The sequence below is a fragment of the Actinophytocola sp. genome, assembly GCF_045807065.1.
GTDB lineage: Bacteria > Actinomycetota > Actinomycetes > Mycobacteriales > Pseudonocardiaceae > Actinophytocola.
The window spans coordinates 11,731-27,022 of sequence record NZ_JBJMIE010000526.1 but is presented as its reverse complement, the minus strand read 5'-3'; the positions used below and the strand labels follow the sequence as shown (position 1 = coordinate 27,022).

Sequence of the window (15,292 nt, the reverse complement as noted above, 5' to 3'; positions counted from 1 at the left end):
GGACCGACGACGATCAGCGCGCCTTCCGTCGCGCCGGCCACGGCATCGGAGATGCTGCGCTGCCCGCGTCCCGGGGTCTGGGAGATGACAATGACGTTCTTGCTCACGGTCGCGACTCCTCCGTCGTACCACTGGTCGCTGCGCTCATGTCACGCGCCCACAAGTTCCTGCCGTGCGCCGAGGCCGGACATCGCCAGCGCGTGGCGCGTCCGGCAGCCCGCCTTCGCGAACAACCTGGTGAGGTGCTTCTCCACCGTCTTCGCGCTCATCCGCAGCGCGAGTGCGATCTGCCGGTTGGTCCGGCCCAACCGGATCAGCTCGATGATCTGGCGCTCCACATCGGACACGTCGCTCTGCCGCGAGCGCCGCGCGGGCACCGCGACGCCGCAGCCGGCCATCGTCCGCTTGGTCGTGCTGACGAGCTTCGCCGCGCCGATCGACCGCGCCAGCTCGTAGGCCTCGGCGAGCCACGGGTGCGGCTCGCCGTCGACGCGGGCCACCCGCTGGCAGGCGAGCGCCAGCTCGAACCGGTTGCCCCGCTGGCGGATCACCCGCTCGGCGGCACGCACGGACGCGCCGTCCGCCTCGACGAGCCCCCGCACGAACAGCGTGGTCCCGGACGCCTGCCCGTAGCGGGCCTGTGTCTCGCGGAGCACCGCACGCGCCCGGTACCGGTCACCGGAGTCGACGGCGATCGTGGCGAGCCGGGTCAGCAGCCGCGCGGCGCCGGGTTCCTCCAGCTCCGCGGTGCGTGTCGTGTACCAGGCCCAGCCGTGCTCGTAGGCGTCCTCGCCGGCGTGGTCGCGCAGCCCGGTGGCCACCCAGCCACGCAGCCCGGGGAACGCGGTCTCCTCGCCGGCCGCGGCCAGCCACGCCGCGGCCTGGCGGTCCTCCCCGCGCCAGCCGCAGATCTCGGCGGCCAGCAGCCGGGCCGCCGGAACATCGATGTCCGACATGAGTTCCAGCTCGCGGGCCGCGCTGAGGGTGTCGACCCAGTCGCCGTCGGCGTAACCGCGGCAGACGCGGTGGTAGGCCGCCACCGGGCCGTCGACGGGCAGCCCGTAGCCCGGGCCGAGCACGGCCGCGAACACGGGCACGAGGTCGCGCAGCGCGAGTGCCTCCGCGACGGACTCCTCGACCGGCTCGTCGGCGCCGCGGGGACGCCCGTCGATGCTGCGCACCGCGGGCCGGCGGCGGAGCCGGCCGAAGTTCTTGGTGAGGTCCTCGACGCTGACCTCCGCGCCGGCGAGCCAGCGGTCGGCGACCGCGACCGCGTTGCCGTCGAGCGCGTCCCGCACGGGCTCGGTCACCCGCCGGCCGACGTGGATCGCGGCCAGTGCGGCGGCGGCCGCGAGGTCCTCCCCCGACTCCCCGCGCTCGACCGCCGCGGCGACGAACGCGGCCAGCCGCTCGTAGTCACCGGCGGCGACGAGCTGCCACACGTCGTCGGCCGCCGGCTCCGGCTGCACGGCCACGGCCGCGCCGATCGCCCGGCTGCGGCACCGCAACCGCCCGGTGGCCTCGTGCTCCAGCACGCCGGCCCGCACGAGCCGGTCGGCGGCGTGGCCGTACTCGTGCGCCGCGTGCCCGGTGGCCGCGGCGAGCGCGGGGATCCGGTCGATGCGGAACTCGGCCTCGCCGGCGGCCAGCGACACCAGCTCCCGCCCGACCGCGCCGAGCGCGTCGACCTCGGCGAGCAGGCGGTGCCCGGCGGGCAACGCGATCGGCGCCCGCGGCGAGCGCAGGGCCAGCACGCCGTGCACCTTCGCGAGGCGACCCTCGTCCCACAGATTTTCCACAGTGGACACGAGCGTGCCCGCGTTGCCGTACAGGGGACCGAGGTGCGCGCGCAGCGCACGCGGCACGGCCTCGTCGACCGGCGCGGCCGCGACCTGCCACAGCAGCCGACCGACCTCCTCGTCGGTCAGGGGCGCCAGGTCGATGATCCGGTCGGCGAGCGAGCACAGCTCACGCGGCGCGTCGGCGCCACACGCGGCGACGACCGTGTGCCCCGCGCGGTGCATGGGGGCCAGCGCGCACACCGGCACGTCGTCGGCGTCGTCGACCACGATGACGAGCGGACCGCGCAGCCGCGCCAGCAGCACGCCGAGCGCGGCCAGCAGCCGGTGCCGGCGCGCCGGCGACGAGTACGACTCCGGCACGCAGAGCCGGCTCACCGCCTCGATCGACTCGGCCACCCGGGGGCCGTCGCCGAACGTCTCGAACTCCGCCCGCACGGCGGCCAGCAGCGCGCGTGCGCGGAAGGAGTCCCATGCCGGCTGCCCGTCCCGGCCGCCCAGGTCGAGGACGGTCCCGCTCGACTCCGCGCGGAACCGCCGCAGCAACGCGGTCTTGCCACTGCCTCCGGGGCCCCGGACGACCAGCAGCGCGGGTTCCGCTCCATCCCGGCGCAGCGCGTCCAGTTCGGCACGCCGCCCGACGAGTTCCTGGCGTTGCCATCTCATCGAGGACACCCCTCCGCGGTTGAGTTGGGACGGTTGTTCTCCGTTGGTAAACGTTCGTCGGCTTGGCAGCCAATGTCGTTGGGTTTGTCCCCCTGGTCCAGGGGTGGTAACCCGCGACTTCGCGGGGGGATGTCCCTCGGTGAGGGGTAGGGATATCCCCCGGCTGAACCTTCCGCGCCACGTCCCGCGTGCTCCCTGGTGGGTAAGTGGTTCGAACCAGCGGGGAGGGGTCGCGTGCTGGACGGCATCATGGCGGCAACCCGGCCGCTCGTCCTGCTCACGGGCGCCGTGGGCACGGGGAAGACGACCCTGCTCGCCCGGCTGAGCGACCGGTTGCGGCGGGAGGGCGCCAGGGTGACCGCGATCCGCGCCACCACCCGCGGCGACCTGCTGCCGATCCGGTTCGCACCCGGCGAGCACGCGGTGCGGCTGCCCACCCCCGGACAGGCCGGGGTGGCGCCGATCTGCCCGGTGCCCGGCGCCGGCGACGACCCGGACCTCGCCCGCCGGGCGGCGGTCGCGATGGCCCTGCAGCTGCCGCCGCGCGGCACGCTGATCGTGGACGACGCGCAGTGGCTCGACCCCGACTCGCTGGCCGTGCTGCACGCGCTGGTGCGGGCGAACGTCCACTGCGTCTGTGCGGTGCGGACGCCCGCGCCCGTCCCGGCGATGCTGGCCGGCCTGCGGGCCGCGGGTCTCGTCGACGAGTTCCGGCTCGCGCCGCGGACCCTGCCCGCCGTCACGCGTGAGGTCACCGACGTGCTGGGCGCGACCCCGGAGCCCGCGCTGGCGCGGCGGGTCCGCGAGCTGAGCAGGGGCCTGCCGGCGGCCCTGCCTGCCGCGGTGGACGCGTTGCGGCACAACGGTTCTCTCCAGGTCGTGGACCGGCGGGCGTACCTGGTCCGGCCGCACACCCCGGTGGCCGCGCCCACGGACAACCAGCTCGTCGAGGCGGTTCGCGACCTCGGCGAGGAGTGCTGGACGGCCGCGAAGGCCGTCGCCGTGCTCGCCCCGCTCGGCGCCGCGGTGCCCGCGCTGCTGGCGGAGGTGTTGCGGGTTCCCGAGAGCGAGGCCGACGAGCTGGTGCACCGCCTGCGGGAGGCCGGCGTCGTGCACCGCGGCGGGTGGCGGTTCGTCGTGCCGCTCGTGGGTGCGGCCCTGGTCACGTGCCTCGGTCCGTTCGAGCGCCGCCAGCTCTCGGCCGCGGTGGTGACCGCCGTCTGGTCGGGCGCGGCGGAGTGCCACGACCGGGACTACCTGGCCGACCGGATCGCGGACGCGGGTGCCCTGGTCGACACCGGCCGCGCCCTCCGTGAACTGCTGCGACAGGCCGCCGCCGTGCGGGACGACCGGGCGGAGGCCGCGCTGCCGTGGCTCACCGCCGCCGCCGACCTGGCCCGCGACGACCGCCAGCGCGCGCTGGTCCTGCTCATGCGGACGGCGATCTGCTTCCTGCTCGGCGACCACGACCAGTGCGTGGCCGGCACGCGGCGGCTGCTCGGCGACCACGCCGAGCACCTGCCCCCGGACACCGCGCAGGAGGTGTGGGCGATGGCCACCGCCGCCCTGGGCGCCACCGGTGACCACGACGCGCTGCGCGAGCTGGCGCAGCGCGGTTCGCCCGTCACCAGGGCACTCGCGTACGCGCAGCTCGACCGCTGGCAGGAGGCGAGCGACGCGCTCGGCTCCGACCAGGACCCGACCACGTCCCTGTTCGGCGAGCTGACCAGGACGATGGCGGAGCTGTGGCTGGGCCGGCCCGACCGGTTCGAGCACAGCCTCGCCAACCGCGGCGACTGGCCGCTCCGCTCGGTGCGCCGCCACCTGCTGACCCAGGTCGAGAGCCATGTGACGGCCCTGCTGGTGACCGGCGACCGCCACCGCGCCGAGCGGCTGCTCGCCGCCGAGGGCCTGTCGGCCGACGAGCTGGGGCCGCACTGCCGGTCCATGCTGGCGGCGGCCCGCGGCGAGGCGGCGCTCGCCGTCGACCTGGCCAGGCGCGGCGTCGCCGGCGCCGGGAACCGCGGCTACGAGACCCGCTCGGCGGGCATGGCCGCGAGCACGGTGTCCGTGCTGGTCGCCCGCGGCGAGCTGACCGCCGCACGCCAGCTGCTGGACCTCGCGCGTGCCACGCCGCCCACGCTCGCGCACCTGCTGGACCTCGCCGAGGCACAGCTCGACCGCGCCTTCGGCGACGACGAGGGCGCCCGCACCCGGCTGCTCCGCTGCGCGGCGGAGACCGAGGCGCGGGTCGGCATGGACCTGGTGTGGAGCGAGCTGGTCGACCTGGCCCTGGAGCGCGGCGACCGCGACGAGGCCGAGCGGGGCCTGGCCGAACTGACGCGCCTGCACCCGTCCAGCCGGGTGACGATGCTGACCCTGCTGGCCCGCGCGACCGTGGAGAAGGACCACGAGGCGGCGCGGGAGTGCGAGCGGCTGACCCGCGACCGCGGGCAGCTGTTGGAGCAGGCGATCGTGCTGGAACGCCTGGTGCGCCACGGCCAGTGCGAGCCGCGACTGCTGGGCGAGGCGTACGAGCTGCTGGGTGGCCTGGACGCGGTGCTGTACCGGGCGTGGCTGCGCAACCTCATGCGCGAGCACGGCGTGCCGGTGCCGGGCCGCAAGGAGACGGTCGCGGAGAACGAGCGGCTGCTGGCCATGCTGGCGGCCGGCGGGTTGAGCAACAAGCAGCTCGCGGCCGCGTTGCGCACCAGCGACAAGAGCGTCGAGGGCAGGCTCTCCCGCCTGTTCTCCCGCACGGGCTACCGCTCCCGCATCGAACTCTCGACGGCCATGCTCACCGGCGAGTACGTCCTGCTGACGGTGACCGGCACCGAGGCGTAGGCCCGGCAGGAAAAAATATCCGGCCGGTCTGTCGATCCGGTCGCGGCTGGCTCGACGTGGTGGTGAACGCGAGATTCACCGCCTGGAAGGAACCAGTCATGACCACGACGGCCCTGCCCACCACCTCCTCCGCGCCCTCGGCCTCTTCGGTCGCCTCGCCTGTCGCCGGGAAACTGCCGGCCGCGGCACTCGGCGTGACGCGTGTGGTGGTGTCGTTCCTGTTCATCTGCCACGGCATGGTCGGCCTGTTCGGCGCCTTCGGCGGCGTCGACGGCCGGGGCGGCACCATCGACCCGCTCAGCTGGCCCGGTGGCTGGGCCTCCCTGATCCACCTGGTCGCCGGCGCGCTGGTGCTCGTCGGGCTGTGGACCCGCCCCGCCGCCCTGCTGTCCTCCGGCGCGATGGCCTACGCGTACTTCACCGTCCACCAGCCGATCGCCCTGTTCCCCATCCCCAACGGTGGCGAGCCCGCCGCGCTGTACAGCTGGATCCTCCTGCTGATCGGCATCCTGGGCCCGGGCGCCTTCGCCCTGGACACCCTGCGCAAGCGCCGCCGCTGAACCCCGTCCGGAAGGACGCCCTCGCCGCGGAGGGCGTCCGTGGTCGAGCGGCTCGGCCCGCTGTCCCAGCCGACACCCGGTACGCGGGCCATCGAGATCATCCGCACCTTCGCGGACCCGCGCCATCGCCCGCGGCCGGTGCTGGCCGGGCCGTCACCCCGGTTCCCGGAGGTGCCGTTCGCGGCCTGAGCCCGCGTCGTCCGCACGCCTGGTCGCGACGTCACCCGAGGACGAACGGCAGTCGCGCGGCCAGCTCACCCAGTTCGGTCTTCTCCGCCGCCGTCGGGACGCGCCGCCCGGTGCCGACCAGCAGCGCGTCCCTGTCGGAGAAGGAAGCCGGGAACGCCGCCCCCGCGATCTCCTCCAGCATCTCCCGCGACCGGGCGAGGCCGTCCGCGGGCGGCGCGGCGACGTCGGGCAGGTGCGCGCCGAGGTCGAGGTGGTGCAACGTCCACTCGAGGACGTACGCGGAGAGGTAGTCGCCCGCGGTGAGCACGACGTCCCGGGTGCCGACCCGCAGCGCCGGATCGGCCAGCCGAGCGGCCCGACCGGCGGCGGAGCCGACGTCGTCCAGGTGGAACGTGAGCAGCCCCGGCTCCTCGTAGGCCGCGGCCAGCCGGACGATCAGGGCGTCGAGCGGATCGTCACCGGTCGGCGGCGTGTCGGTGACCTCCCAGTACGTCACCGCGTCCCGGTTCGGCTCCGCCTCGGCGGGCGTCACGAGCGTGATCAACACGTCCTGGGCGTCGATGACCAGGTGGCACACCAGGTCCCGCACCAGCCAGCCGGCACACCCGGACGGCCGCGCGAAGTCCTCGTCCGCCAGCCCGGCGACCGCCCCACGCAACGCCGCCCACGACCGCGAGAACAGCTCCACAGCCGCAAGCTAGCAGCCGGCGACCGGTCTTCGCCCCGGTTCCAGGGCGCCGCAGGACTGCGTGTGCGGCCGCCCCGCCGGTCGAACCCCACAATCGGACCCCGGTCCCGGACTAGACTCCACTCCGGCGAGGTCGACGCAGGTGGACGAACGGAGATTCGGTTGGCGGACTGGGGCGACTTGGTGGCGTACATCAGGCACACCTACGACGTAATCCGGTACGAACCGGACGAAGTACGCATCCGCGTGTCGTTCCTCAAGGACGAGGAGGACATCCAGGGACGCAAGCAGATCATGGTGGTCGCCCACGAGATCCTCGACCAGAAAGAGGACTGGGTTCAGATCGCCACCCCGTTCGCCCGGATCGAGCAGGTCGACCTACGCGAGGTCCTCACCGAGGTCGGCAACACGATCGTGGTCGGCGGAATCGCACTGATGGGTGACTACGTGGTGCTACGCCACTCCCTGCCGCTGATCAACCTGGACATCAACGAGTTCACCGACCCCCTGGACCTGGTCGCCTCGGGCGCCGAACAACTGGAACGCCGCTTCACCGGCCGCGACGACTACTGAGGTCCCATCCGAGGTAGGAGAAACGAGTCGTGGGCGGTAGAACTGAGGGCATGAGTGATGTCCTCGATGTGCATCGCCCGGTCGCGGGTGACGTGATCGACCTGATCCTGGCCGACCACGAGCTGTTCGAGCTGTTGCTGCGCAAGCTGCGCGACTCCAGCTCCGACCGCGCCGCGGTGCTCGACGCCCTGTCCAACGTGCTGGTCGCGCACGCGGAGGCGGAGGAGAAGTTCGTCTACCCGAAACTGCGCCGCCGCGAGGCGATCGGCGAACACGAGGCCGAGCACGGCGAGGAGGAACACGCCGAGGGCCACGAGGCACTGCTGAAGGTGCTGGAACTGAAGGGCACCGACACGAAGTCCTTCGACGACGCGGTGGAGAACCTGTCGGCGACGATCAACCACCACCTGGTGGAGGAGGAACTGACGATCCTCAACCCCGCACGCAACGAGGTGGGAGCGCGTGCCCGCGCCGAACTGGGCGAGGAGTTCGCCAGGGAACGCAACCGTCAGATCGACGAGAACTGCGGCGCCGTGACGAACGTACGTGCCCTGGTAGCCCGTGCCCACCGCACAGGCAAACTCGACTGAAGCTTCTCTCACGAATCGGGGGCCGGGTGATACCGCACCCGGCCCGCAAGGCCCTCCAGGCCGAAGTGGACGCCGTCCACTGAACGTCTTGCTACGTGCCGGCCGCCAGTCCAAACGCAGCGATCTCCGCGGCCCGCAGGACCGCCACGACTGGTCCACCCGTGCCGAGAATGCTCAACAGCATCTGGATCAGGTCGGCCGTGTCGTTGTGTAGTTGTGCCTCATGCCGGCAACGGCGGCGTGATGGGTCTCCCCTCGGGCGTTACGGCAGTGTGGGCAGGTAGGCGGGGGCCCGGCGCACCGGCGCCACCTGCTCGAAGGCCGCCGTGAACCGGAGGACCTTCGCGTCCGCCCCGTGCCCTGCCATGAACGACATGCCGATGGGCAGGGGCCCGGCGAAGCCCGCGGGGACCGTGGCATTCGGGTAGCCCGCGACCGCGGCCGGCCTGGCGGAGTCCAGCCCCACCGGGTCGCCGTCGTAGTCGGTCCGCCACGCCGCGCCGTTGGTGGGTGCCATGATGACGTCCAGGTGGTGGGCGGCCAGCACGCCGTCGATCGACCGGCGCGCGAGTGTGGTCGCGGTGCGCCGCTGTTCCCGGTAGGTCGGGTCGGTCACCGGCGGCGCCTTCTCGGCCTCGAAGAGCAGGTCCTGGCCGAACCTGCCCAGCTCGACCGGGTCCGCCGCGTTGAACTCGATCAACTCGCGTACCGTCCTCGGCACCCCCGGCCGGGTCTTCAGGTACGCCTCCAGGTCGTGCTTGAACTCCGTGACCAGCGCCGGGAGCTCGTTCGCGCGGATCTCCTCCTGGTAGGGCAGCTCGACCTCGACCACTGTGGCGCCGTGGTACCGCAGCACCTCCACCACGGACTCCACGATCCGGTCGACCTCGGCGCTGAACCCGGCCAGGCGCCACACGCCGACCCGTGCGCCCGGCAGGGCATCGGTTGCCGAGGCGGCGGTGTAGTCGAACCCGCGCCCCTCGAGCACCGACATCAGGATCGCGGCGTCCACGACGTGGCGCGCCATGGGGCCTGCGGTGTCCTGCCGTGACGAGATGGGCACGATGCCCTCGCCGCTGATCCGGCCGAGCGTGGGCTTGAACCCCACGATGCCGGTGTGCCCCGCCGGCGACACGATCGAGCCGTCGGTCTCCGTACCGACCGCGACCTGTGCCAGCGACGCCGCCACCGCGGCAGCCGACCCCGACGACGAGCCGCACGGGTTGCGGTCGAGCACGTGCGGGTTGTTGGTCTGCCCGCCGACACCCGACCAGCCGGACGTGGACCACAGGGAGCGGAAGTTCCCCCACTCCGACAGGTTCGTCTTGCCCAGCACCACCGCCCCGGCCGCGCACAGCCGCCGCACCAACTCGGCGTCCTCGCACGGCGGCACGCCCAGCGCCCGGGATCCCGCCGTGGCGCCCATCCGGGTGTCGATGTTGTCCTTGAGCAGCACCGGGATGCCGTCCATCGGCCCGCGCGCCTGACCGCCGGCACGCCGCCGGTCGCTCTCGGCCGCCTGGCGCGGCGCGTCGGGGTTCACCGCGACCACCGACCGCACCTTCCGGTCCACCTCGTCGATGCGCGCCAGGTAGGCGCGGGTCAGCTCGACCGAGGTCAGTGTCCCGGCGGCCAGCCGGGCGGCCAGCCGCGGGATCGTCACCGCATCCAGGTCGAGGTCCGAGCACGGCTCGATACCAGCGTGATTCGTCGGATGACCGACGGGCACGCGCGGGGGCGCGGCGAGCGGAGAGCGCATGGGGTTCACCCCAGGCCAGACAGCGGTCCGGGTCAAGCCACCGGAGGTTACGTCCGTGTTCCAAAAAGGGACGTTCGGCTGCCTGCCGACACTCGCCCTGGGCCACCGGCCGTTCGCTGCCGAACACCCACGGTCGCTCGTGTCCTGTGTCACACACCTACCCCGCGCCCACCGCCGTCCCTACTGGACCAGGACACCGCTTCGGGCTCGCCCTCCACGTGGGACGGTCGCGCCGGCATCGGCGGCTTCCCAGCCCCGGTGCTTGATCGCGCGAGATCGGGGTACATCCCTCACATACAACCGATTCATCCGAGGTGGAACCATGTGTGGAATCGCCGGTGAGGTCACGACCGACCAGGCTGGCACCCCGGACCTCGACGCCGTGGCACGGATGACGGGGGCCATGCGATCACGGGGACCGGACGGCGAGGGCCACTGGTCGGCGGGACGGGTGGCCCTCGGGCACCGCAGGCTGTCGATCATCGACCTGTCCGACACGGGCACCCAGCCCATGGTCGACGCCGACCTGGGACTCGCCGTGGCGTTCAACGGGTGCGTCTACAACTACAAGGAACTGCGCGCGGAGCTGTCCGACCGGTACCACTTCACCTCCACCAGTGACACCGAGGTCGTCCTCAAGGCCTACGACCGCTGGGGTGAGCAGTTCGTCGAGCACCTCGTCGGCATGTTCGCGATCGCCCTGGTCGACCAGCGGCGCGACCGCGTGCTGCTGGCCAGGGACCGGCTGGGGATCAAGCCCCTCTACGTCGCCGAGGTCCAGGGCCGGACGCGTTTCGCCTCCACCCTGCCCGCGCTGCTGGCGGGGGGCGGCGTCGACACGGAGCTCGACCCGGTCGGCCTGCACCACTACCTGACCTGGCACTCCATCGTGCCGGCTCCGCGCACGATCCTGCGTGGGGTGCGCAAGTTGCCGCCCGCCACCCTCCGCGTCCTCGAACCGGGCCGGGCACCCCGCGACCGCGTCTACTGGCAGCCGTCGTACACCCGGGCGCCGGAGCACGCGGGGTGGACGGCGCAGGACTGGCGGGAGGCCGTGCGCGAGGCGTTGCGCACCGCGGTGCGGCGGCGCACCGTCGCCGACGTCGAGGTCGGCGTGCTGCTGTCCGGCGGGTTGGATTCCAGTCTCGTGGTCGCACTGCTCGCCGAGCAGGGACTGCGCCCCAGGACCTTCAGCATCGGCTTCACCGACCGCGACGGTATCGACGGCGACGAGTTCGCCTACTCCGACGCCGTCGCGCACAAGTTCGGCACCGACCACCACCAGCTGCGCATCGGTGACGAGGAGATCGCCGGCGCCGTCGGGCACGCGGTGGCGGCCATGAGCGAACCGATGGGCGCCCACGACGTCACCGCGTTCCACCTGGTCTGCCGGGAGGTGTCCCGCCACGTCAAGGTCGTGCAGTCCGGCCAGGGCGCCGACGAGGTGTTCGCCGGCTACCGCTACCACCAGCCCGCGGCGGCCGCGGCACGAGACCGGGCGGCGGCGGTGCTCCGCGACTCGTTCTACGACCACCACCACGAAGAACTCGGACACATCCTCCAACCGGACTGGCTCACCGAGCACGACCACAGCGGTGACCTGCTCGCCGAGCACCTCCGCGCACCGGGCGCGGACACGGCACTGGACGCCGTGCTGCGGACCGACACCCACCTGCTGATGCCCGACGACCCGGTCAAGCGGGTGGACAACATGGCGATGGCCTGGGGCGTCGAGGCCAGGGTGCCGTTCCTCGACCAGGACCTCGTCGAACTGGCGGCGGCGTGCCCGCCGGAGCTGAAGGCCGGCCAGGGCGGCAAGCTGATCCTCAAGGACATCGGACGCGAACTGCTTCCCGCCGAAGTCATCGACCGTCCCAAGGGCTACTTCCCCGTGCCCGCCCTCACCCGACTCGACGGCACCGTACTCGACATGCTGCGCTCGGCGCTGAGCTCCACCGCCGCCCGGCAACGCGGCGTCCTGCGCCCCGACTACGTCAACACCCTGCTCGACGAGCCCAACGGCCACATCACCAAGGTCGGCGGCAACGAGCTGTGGCACGTCGGCGTACTGGAGATGTGGCTCCAGCGGCACGGCATCACCTGAGCGGCCCACGGACCGACGAGACGCCATCCATCCGCATCACCCGGCTGCTGACCAATCACAGTGGACAGGCGGGAATGAACCGGCCACCGCGGCGGTTGTACCGAGTGGTCGTAGTTTGTTCTGTGTGTTCGTGTTAGGTGCACGCTCGCGGAAAGACGATGTTGCGGGCGCACCGCTTTCCCCCAGGGACAGTCGCGTCGAACCGACCCCGGGATGCCGCACAGCGCGGCCCCCATCCCCTTGTGAGGAGCGAACATGACACAGGGAACCGTAAAGTGGTTCAACGCCGAGAAGGGCTTCGGCTTCATCTCCCGCGCGGACGGACCGGACGTCTTCGTGCACTACTCCGAGATCGACGGCTACGGCTTCCGCAGCCTCGAGGAGAACCAGCACGTCGAGTTCGAGGTGGCGCAGGGCCCCAAGGGCCCCCAGGCCACCCACGTCCGCGCCGCCTGAGCCAACCAGAACGAAGGGCCGGCATCCGCCTACGGAGCCGGCCCTTCGTGGCGTTCGCCCGCGCAGCGGAACGACGGCCTGTTGTTCGGCTGGTGGCCATCAGTCCTCCTCGTTCGGGTGCGCCACGGCTACCCGGCCTCGCGCCGCTTGTTCACGGCCGCGTGGTCCGCCACCGGAGCCCACCGCGACAGGCGGGGTGCCAGTGCCGAGTAGAACTCCGGTTGCAGCAACATTCCGGTGTGGCTGCTCCGGATCTCCACGCATTCGGCGGACGGGTCCTGGCACAGCCGCCACGGGACGACCCGGTCCAGTCGCGAGTAGACCGCCAGCGCGGGCATCCCGTCCGGTAACGGTTCGCGCAGCGCGGCCATGTTGCCGCGAAAGCATTCCCCGGTGAAGCAGTCGTCGTCCATCAGCCCCGGCAACCCGACCGCGGACAACCTCGTCAGGAACCGGGCGGCTCGCAGCACCTTCGGGTTCGCGCCGAGCGGGTCCAGCACCGGGCTCCCGGCGGTCACCAACGCGCGGACGAGATCTGGTCTGCGCACGGCGACCAGCCGGCACAGGTATCCCCCTCGGCTCTGCCCCAACAGGACCACCGGTCCCCCGGTCGCTTCCGCGTGTTCCTCCGCCCGCCGCTCGATGCGCTCCACCAACTCAGTGGTGCAGGCCACGTTCAGCCCGATCCGGGCCGCGGCCGGCCGGTAGCCGCGATGGCGCAACCAGGCGTCCGCCAGCAGCAACGCCTGATCACCGCACCCGAACCCCGGTACGAGCAGCACACCCAGTCCCGCGTCGCCGCGCGGCGACGTCAGCGTCCTCGGCACCAGACCGGCGGCGAACAACACGCCGCCGACGACCCGACCGAGCGACGTCACATCGATGCTGATGGTCACGCTTTCGCCTCCCGCGTTCCTCGATGCTGTTCACCTACCCGCCGGTAAGCCGCTCAACCCTCCGCAGGCCGACTGCCCATACCGGCCTATGACGAACTTCCGTTCGAACAGCTGCCGCGGAGGGCAGCACTCCCCTGCGACCCGCCCGATCCCGCTCGCACGCGACCGGCATGACGCGTTCACCGCAGAACTCATCGCCGAAGCCCCGACTACCAGGTCCTAGCTCCGGATCCGGCCTGACTCCCTAACCGCCGAGGTTGTCCACGGCGGCCGACAGCATCGCGGACTGCTGCTCCAACTCGGTGTCGGTGAACTCGGACCGGCCCGCCCGCCGCAGGAGCGTCTCCCGGGAGACGATCTCGAGGCCACCGCTTTCCCGGTCACCGGGGACCACCTCGACCCGACCTTCCACGAGCACGAGAGTCGGATCGGGCAGGTCGGAGTCGAGCAGGCGCCGCAGATCCTGACCGCGGACCGTGCGCACGTCGTCGGAGTTCATGGTGTCGGCATACCCCTCGTATTCGGCCCCAATCCGGTCCATGGCCGGGGGAACCGTCAGGTCGACGACCCTGCATTCCCCGACCGCCTGGGCGACGGCGGTCACCGACGGCATGACCGCGCCGCAGGAGCGCACTGCCGAGCAGCAGGAGGCACACAGTGTCGTCTCCGAGATCCACCCGCGGCCGGTCGCACCGGACCGCGCATGGTCGGTCGTACGTGTCGGCCACGGGTGGCGACGTACCCGTCGGCTGCACTCTGTTGGCGTGGTGGTGTCAGGGAAGGTCGGAAGGATCGCCTACGCTTCGGCGGGTGCCTGTGTCACGGAAACGGAAGAAGAAGCCCGGCAAGTCAGGTCGGCCACGGAGGCCGACCCTCGTGGACCAGCGCGGATCCGCAGCCGATCTGGGCGAGCACGATCGCCGTGGGCTGGCGGAGGCGTGGCACGGTCTGACCGCCTACCGCGAGCAGGTCCACGCGGGACGGCGGGCGCGGGCCGCCGCGGCGGCGACGGATCTGGTCACCGGTCTCGTGACGGTCGTCGCGAACCAACCCGACGTGATCGTGGAAGACGCACTGTGCCTACGACTGGGAACGGTGTTGAGCGAGGCCGAACGGGTCCCGCTGGACGACCGACCAGGCCCGAGTCATCTGGCCCCAGCCCTGGTGACCGCGGCCGAGACCGCGGTAGAGGCAACCGTCGGCGACGCCGACGCGTGGCGTGCTCCGTGGCAGGTACTCGCCGCGGTGGCCATCATCCTGCCGTATCCGTACAGCGAGACCGCGACTGGCGCGCTCACACGGTTGCGGAACACGATGCGGGACACGACGGGCAGGCGGATGCTGCCGCCCGCGCCCTCAGGCCCCGAGGTGACCGGACCGGTGCGGTGGACCCGCGACCGCTACGGCAGCCGCTTCGCCGTCATCGCACCCATCACCACGGCGGACCAGCCGGAGCGCTGGTACCTGTGGGACATCGACGCCTGCGGACACCAGGCCTTCACCGTCCACAGTGGTTACTACCCCACACCAGAAGCAGCACTGGCCTCCTGGCAGACCGGAGTCGGCCCGACCGCCGCCGCGGACACGGAACTGGCCCCGGTGGACGACCCGTGGCTGTTGGCCGAACTGCTCCCCGCGGAGGAAGGACTCCTCCGCGCCGGCGGGGAAACCGAGGATCAGTTCGCCGAGTACCACCGCAGCAAACGCCTGGCCGAAGCCGTCAAGCACACGTCGCGACGACGAGGAACCCCACCCGACCGCGGACTGGACGCGGCCACCGCCGCGGTCGAGTTCGCCACCTGGCTGCGTGACCGCGACACCGACGAGCAAGAGCTGCCGGAAGACCTGAGCGAGCTGGCCTCCGAACTGACCGACTCCTGGTGCATCAACAACATCGACGCCGTGTTCACCGCGTGTTCCCCACACCGCGTCGCCCTGTTCGTGCAGCACGTGCAGGGCTTCTACGTCAGCGACTTCGCCGACCGACTCGTCGCCCTGCTACCCGACTGGATCCGCTGGCTGGCCGCACGCACCGGCACCGCGGCGGAACTGGCTGAACGCTGTCTGCCCTACGCCGAGGGCCAACCTCACCCGCAGATCATGAGGGACGACAACATCGAGCCCGACTACCTCGCCCGTGTCATCGAATAGGCCAACCTGGACCGCGA

General features: G+C 72.2%; 13 protein-coding genes. 8 read left to right on the top strand and 5 right to left on the bottom strand.

All coding sequences use genetic code 11. The features are described from left to right. Nucleotides 1-149: 149 nt before the first annotated feature. Nucleotides 150-2,465 (bottom strand): AAA family ATPase, encoded by a 2,316-nt coding sequence (locus ACJ73U_RS30935; protein ID WP_407781264.1) that lies wholly within the window; start codon nt 2,463-2,465, stop codon nt 150-152. A gap of 234 nt (nt 2,466-2,699) precedes the next feature. On the opposite strand from ACJ73U_RS30935, the gene ACJ73U_RS30930 reads away from it, so the two are divergent. The 3 genes from ACJ73U_RS30930 (at nt 2,700) to ACJ73U_RS30920 (ending at nt 6,058) form a co-directional block, all read left to right on the top strand. Continuing rightward, nucleotides 2,700-5,309: an AAA family ATPase gene (locus ACJ73U_RS30930; RefSeq protein ID WP_407781263.1), complete on the top strand. Its 2,610-nt coding sequence runs from the start codon at nt 2,700-2,702 to the stop codon at nt 5,307-5,309. Between the two features lie 98 nt (nt 5,310-5,407). Beyond that, nucleotides 5,408-5,869, top strand: coding sequence for a DoxX family protein (locus ACJ73U_RS30925; RefSeq protein WP_407781262.1), 462 nt, complete (start codon nt 5,408-5,410; stop codon nt 5,867-5,869). Nucleotides 5,870-5,908: 39 nt separating this feature from the next. Next, nucleotides 5,909-6,058 (top strand): hypothetical protein, encoded by a 150-nt coding sequence (locus tag ACJ73U_RS30920; RefSeq protein ID WP_407781261.1) that lies wholly within the window; start codon nt 5,909-5,911, stop codon nt 6,056-6,058. 31 nt (nt 6,059-6,089) lie between these two features. On the opposite strand, the gene ACJ73U_RS30915 is transcribed toward ACJ73U_RS30920, so the two are convergent. Continuing rightward, a complete protein-coding gene (locus ACJ73U_RS30915) occupies nt 6,090-6,746 on the bottom strand; it encodes a maleylpyruvate isomerase N-terminal domain-containing protein (protein WP_407781260.1) in 657 nt (218 codons plus the stop codon). 162 nt (nt 6,747-6,908) lie between these two features. On the opposite strand from ACJ73U_RS30915, the gene ACJ73U_RS30910 reads away from it, so the two are divergent. Both ACJ73U_RS30910 and ACJ73U_RS30905 read left to right on the top strand, forming a co-directional pair. Continuing rightward, nucleotides 6,909-7,319 carry a hypothetical protein gene (locus ACJ73U_RS30910; RefSeq protein ID WP_407781259.1) on the top strand — a complete coding sequence of 137 codons (411 nt, stop codon included), beginning with the start codon at nt 6,909-6,911 and terminating at the stop codon, nt 7,317-7,319. Nucleotides 7,320-7,369: 50 nt separating this feature from the next. Continuing rightward, on the top strand, nt 7,370-7,909 hold the full coding sequence (locus ACJ73U_RS30905) for a hemerythrin domain-containing protein (RefSeq protein WP_407781258.1): 540 nt from the start codon (nt 7,370-7,372) through the stop codon (nt 7,907-7,909). Between the two features lie 262 nt (nt 7,910-8,171). On the opposite strand, the gene ACJ73U_RS30900 is transcribed toward ACJ73U_RS30905, so the two are convergent. Next, nucleotides 8,172-9,668 (bottom strand): amidase family protein, encoded by a 1,497-nt coding sequence (locus ACJ73U_RS30900; protein WP_407781257.1) that lies wholly within the window; start codon nt 9,666-9,668, stop codon nt 8,172-8,174. A gap of 322 nt (nt 9,669-9,990) precedes the next feature. On the opposite strand from ACJ73U_RS30900, the gene ACJ73U_RS30895 reads away from it, so the two are divergent. Together ACJ73U_RS30895 and ACJ73U_RS30890 are read left to right on the top strand one after the other, a co-directional pair. Then, entirely contained in the window at nt 9,991-11,772 is a 1,782-nt protein-coding gene (locus tag ACJ73U_RS30895) for an N-acetylglutaminylglutamine amidotransferase (RefSeq protein WP_407781256.1), read from the top strand. 255 nt (nt 11,773-12,027) lie between these two features. After that, nucleotides 12,028-12,228: a cold-shock protein gene (locus tag ACJ73U_RS30890; protein ID WP_407781255.1), complete on the top strand. Its 201-nt coding sequence runs from the start codon at nt 12,028-12,030 to the stop codon at nt 12,226-12,228. 128 nt (nt 12,229-12,356) lie between these two features. On the opposite strand, the gene ACJ73U_RS30885 is transcribed toward ACJ73U_RS30890, so the two are convergent. Continuing rightward, nucleotides 12,357-13,124: an esterase/lipase family protein gene (locus ACJ73U_RS30885; protein ID WP_407781254.1), complete on the bottom strand. Its 768-nt coding sequence runs from the start codon at nt 13,122-13,124 to the stop codon at nt 12,357-12,359. 244 nt (nt 13,125-13,368) lie between these two features. Next, nucleotides 13,369-13,728 carry a hypothetical protein gene (locus ACJ73U_RS30880; protein ID WP_407781253.1) on the bottom strand — a complete coding sequence of 120 codons (360 nt, stop codon included), beginning with the start codon at nt 13,726-13,728 and terminating at the stop codon, nt 13,369-13,371. 272 nt (nt 13,729-14,000) lie between these two features. Between ACJ73U_RS30880 and ACJ73U_RS30875 the strand changes: the two genes are divergently transcribed. After that, nucleotides 14,001-15,275 (top strand): hypothetical protein, encoded by a 1,275-nt coding sequence (locus tag ACJ73U_RS30875; RefSeq protein ID WP_407781252.1) that lies wholly within the window; start codon nt 14,001-14,003, stop codon nt 15,273-15,275. Nucleotides 15,276-15,292: the final 17 nt, after the last annotated feature.

Excerpts from the sequence above, each read along its gene's own strand:
- ACJ73U_RS30925 (WP_407781262.1), top strand. The coding sequence starts at position 5,408 with ATGACCACGACGGCCCTGCCCACCACCTCCTCCGCGCCCTCGGCCTCT.
- ACJ73U_RS30895 (WP_407781256.1), top strand. The coding sequence starts at position 9,991 with ATGTGTGGAATCGCCGGTGAGGTCACGACCGACCAGGCTGGCACCCCG.
- ACJ73U_RS30935 (WP_407781264.1), bottom strand. The coding sequence starts at position 2,465 with ATGAGATGGCAACGCCAGGAACTCGTCGGGCGGCGTGCCGAACTGGAC.
- ACJ73U_RS30890 (WP_407781255.1), top strand. The coding sequence starts at position 12,028 with ATGACACAGGGAACCGTAAAGTGGTTCAACGCCGAGAAGGGCTTCGGC.
- ACJ73U_RS30905 (WP_407781258.1), top strand. The coding sequence starts at position 7,370 with ATGAGTGATGTCCTCGATGTGCATCGCCCGGTCGCGGGTGACGTGATC.
- ACJ73U_RS30900 (WP_407781257.1), bottom strand. The coding sequence starts at position 9,668 with ATGCGCTCTCCGCTCGCCGCGCCCCCGCGCGTGCCCGTCGGTCATCCG.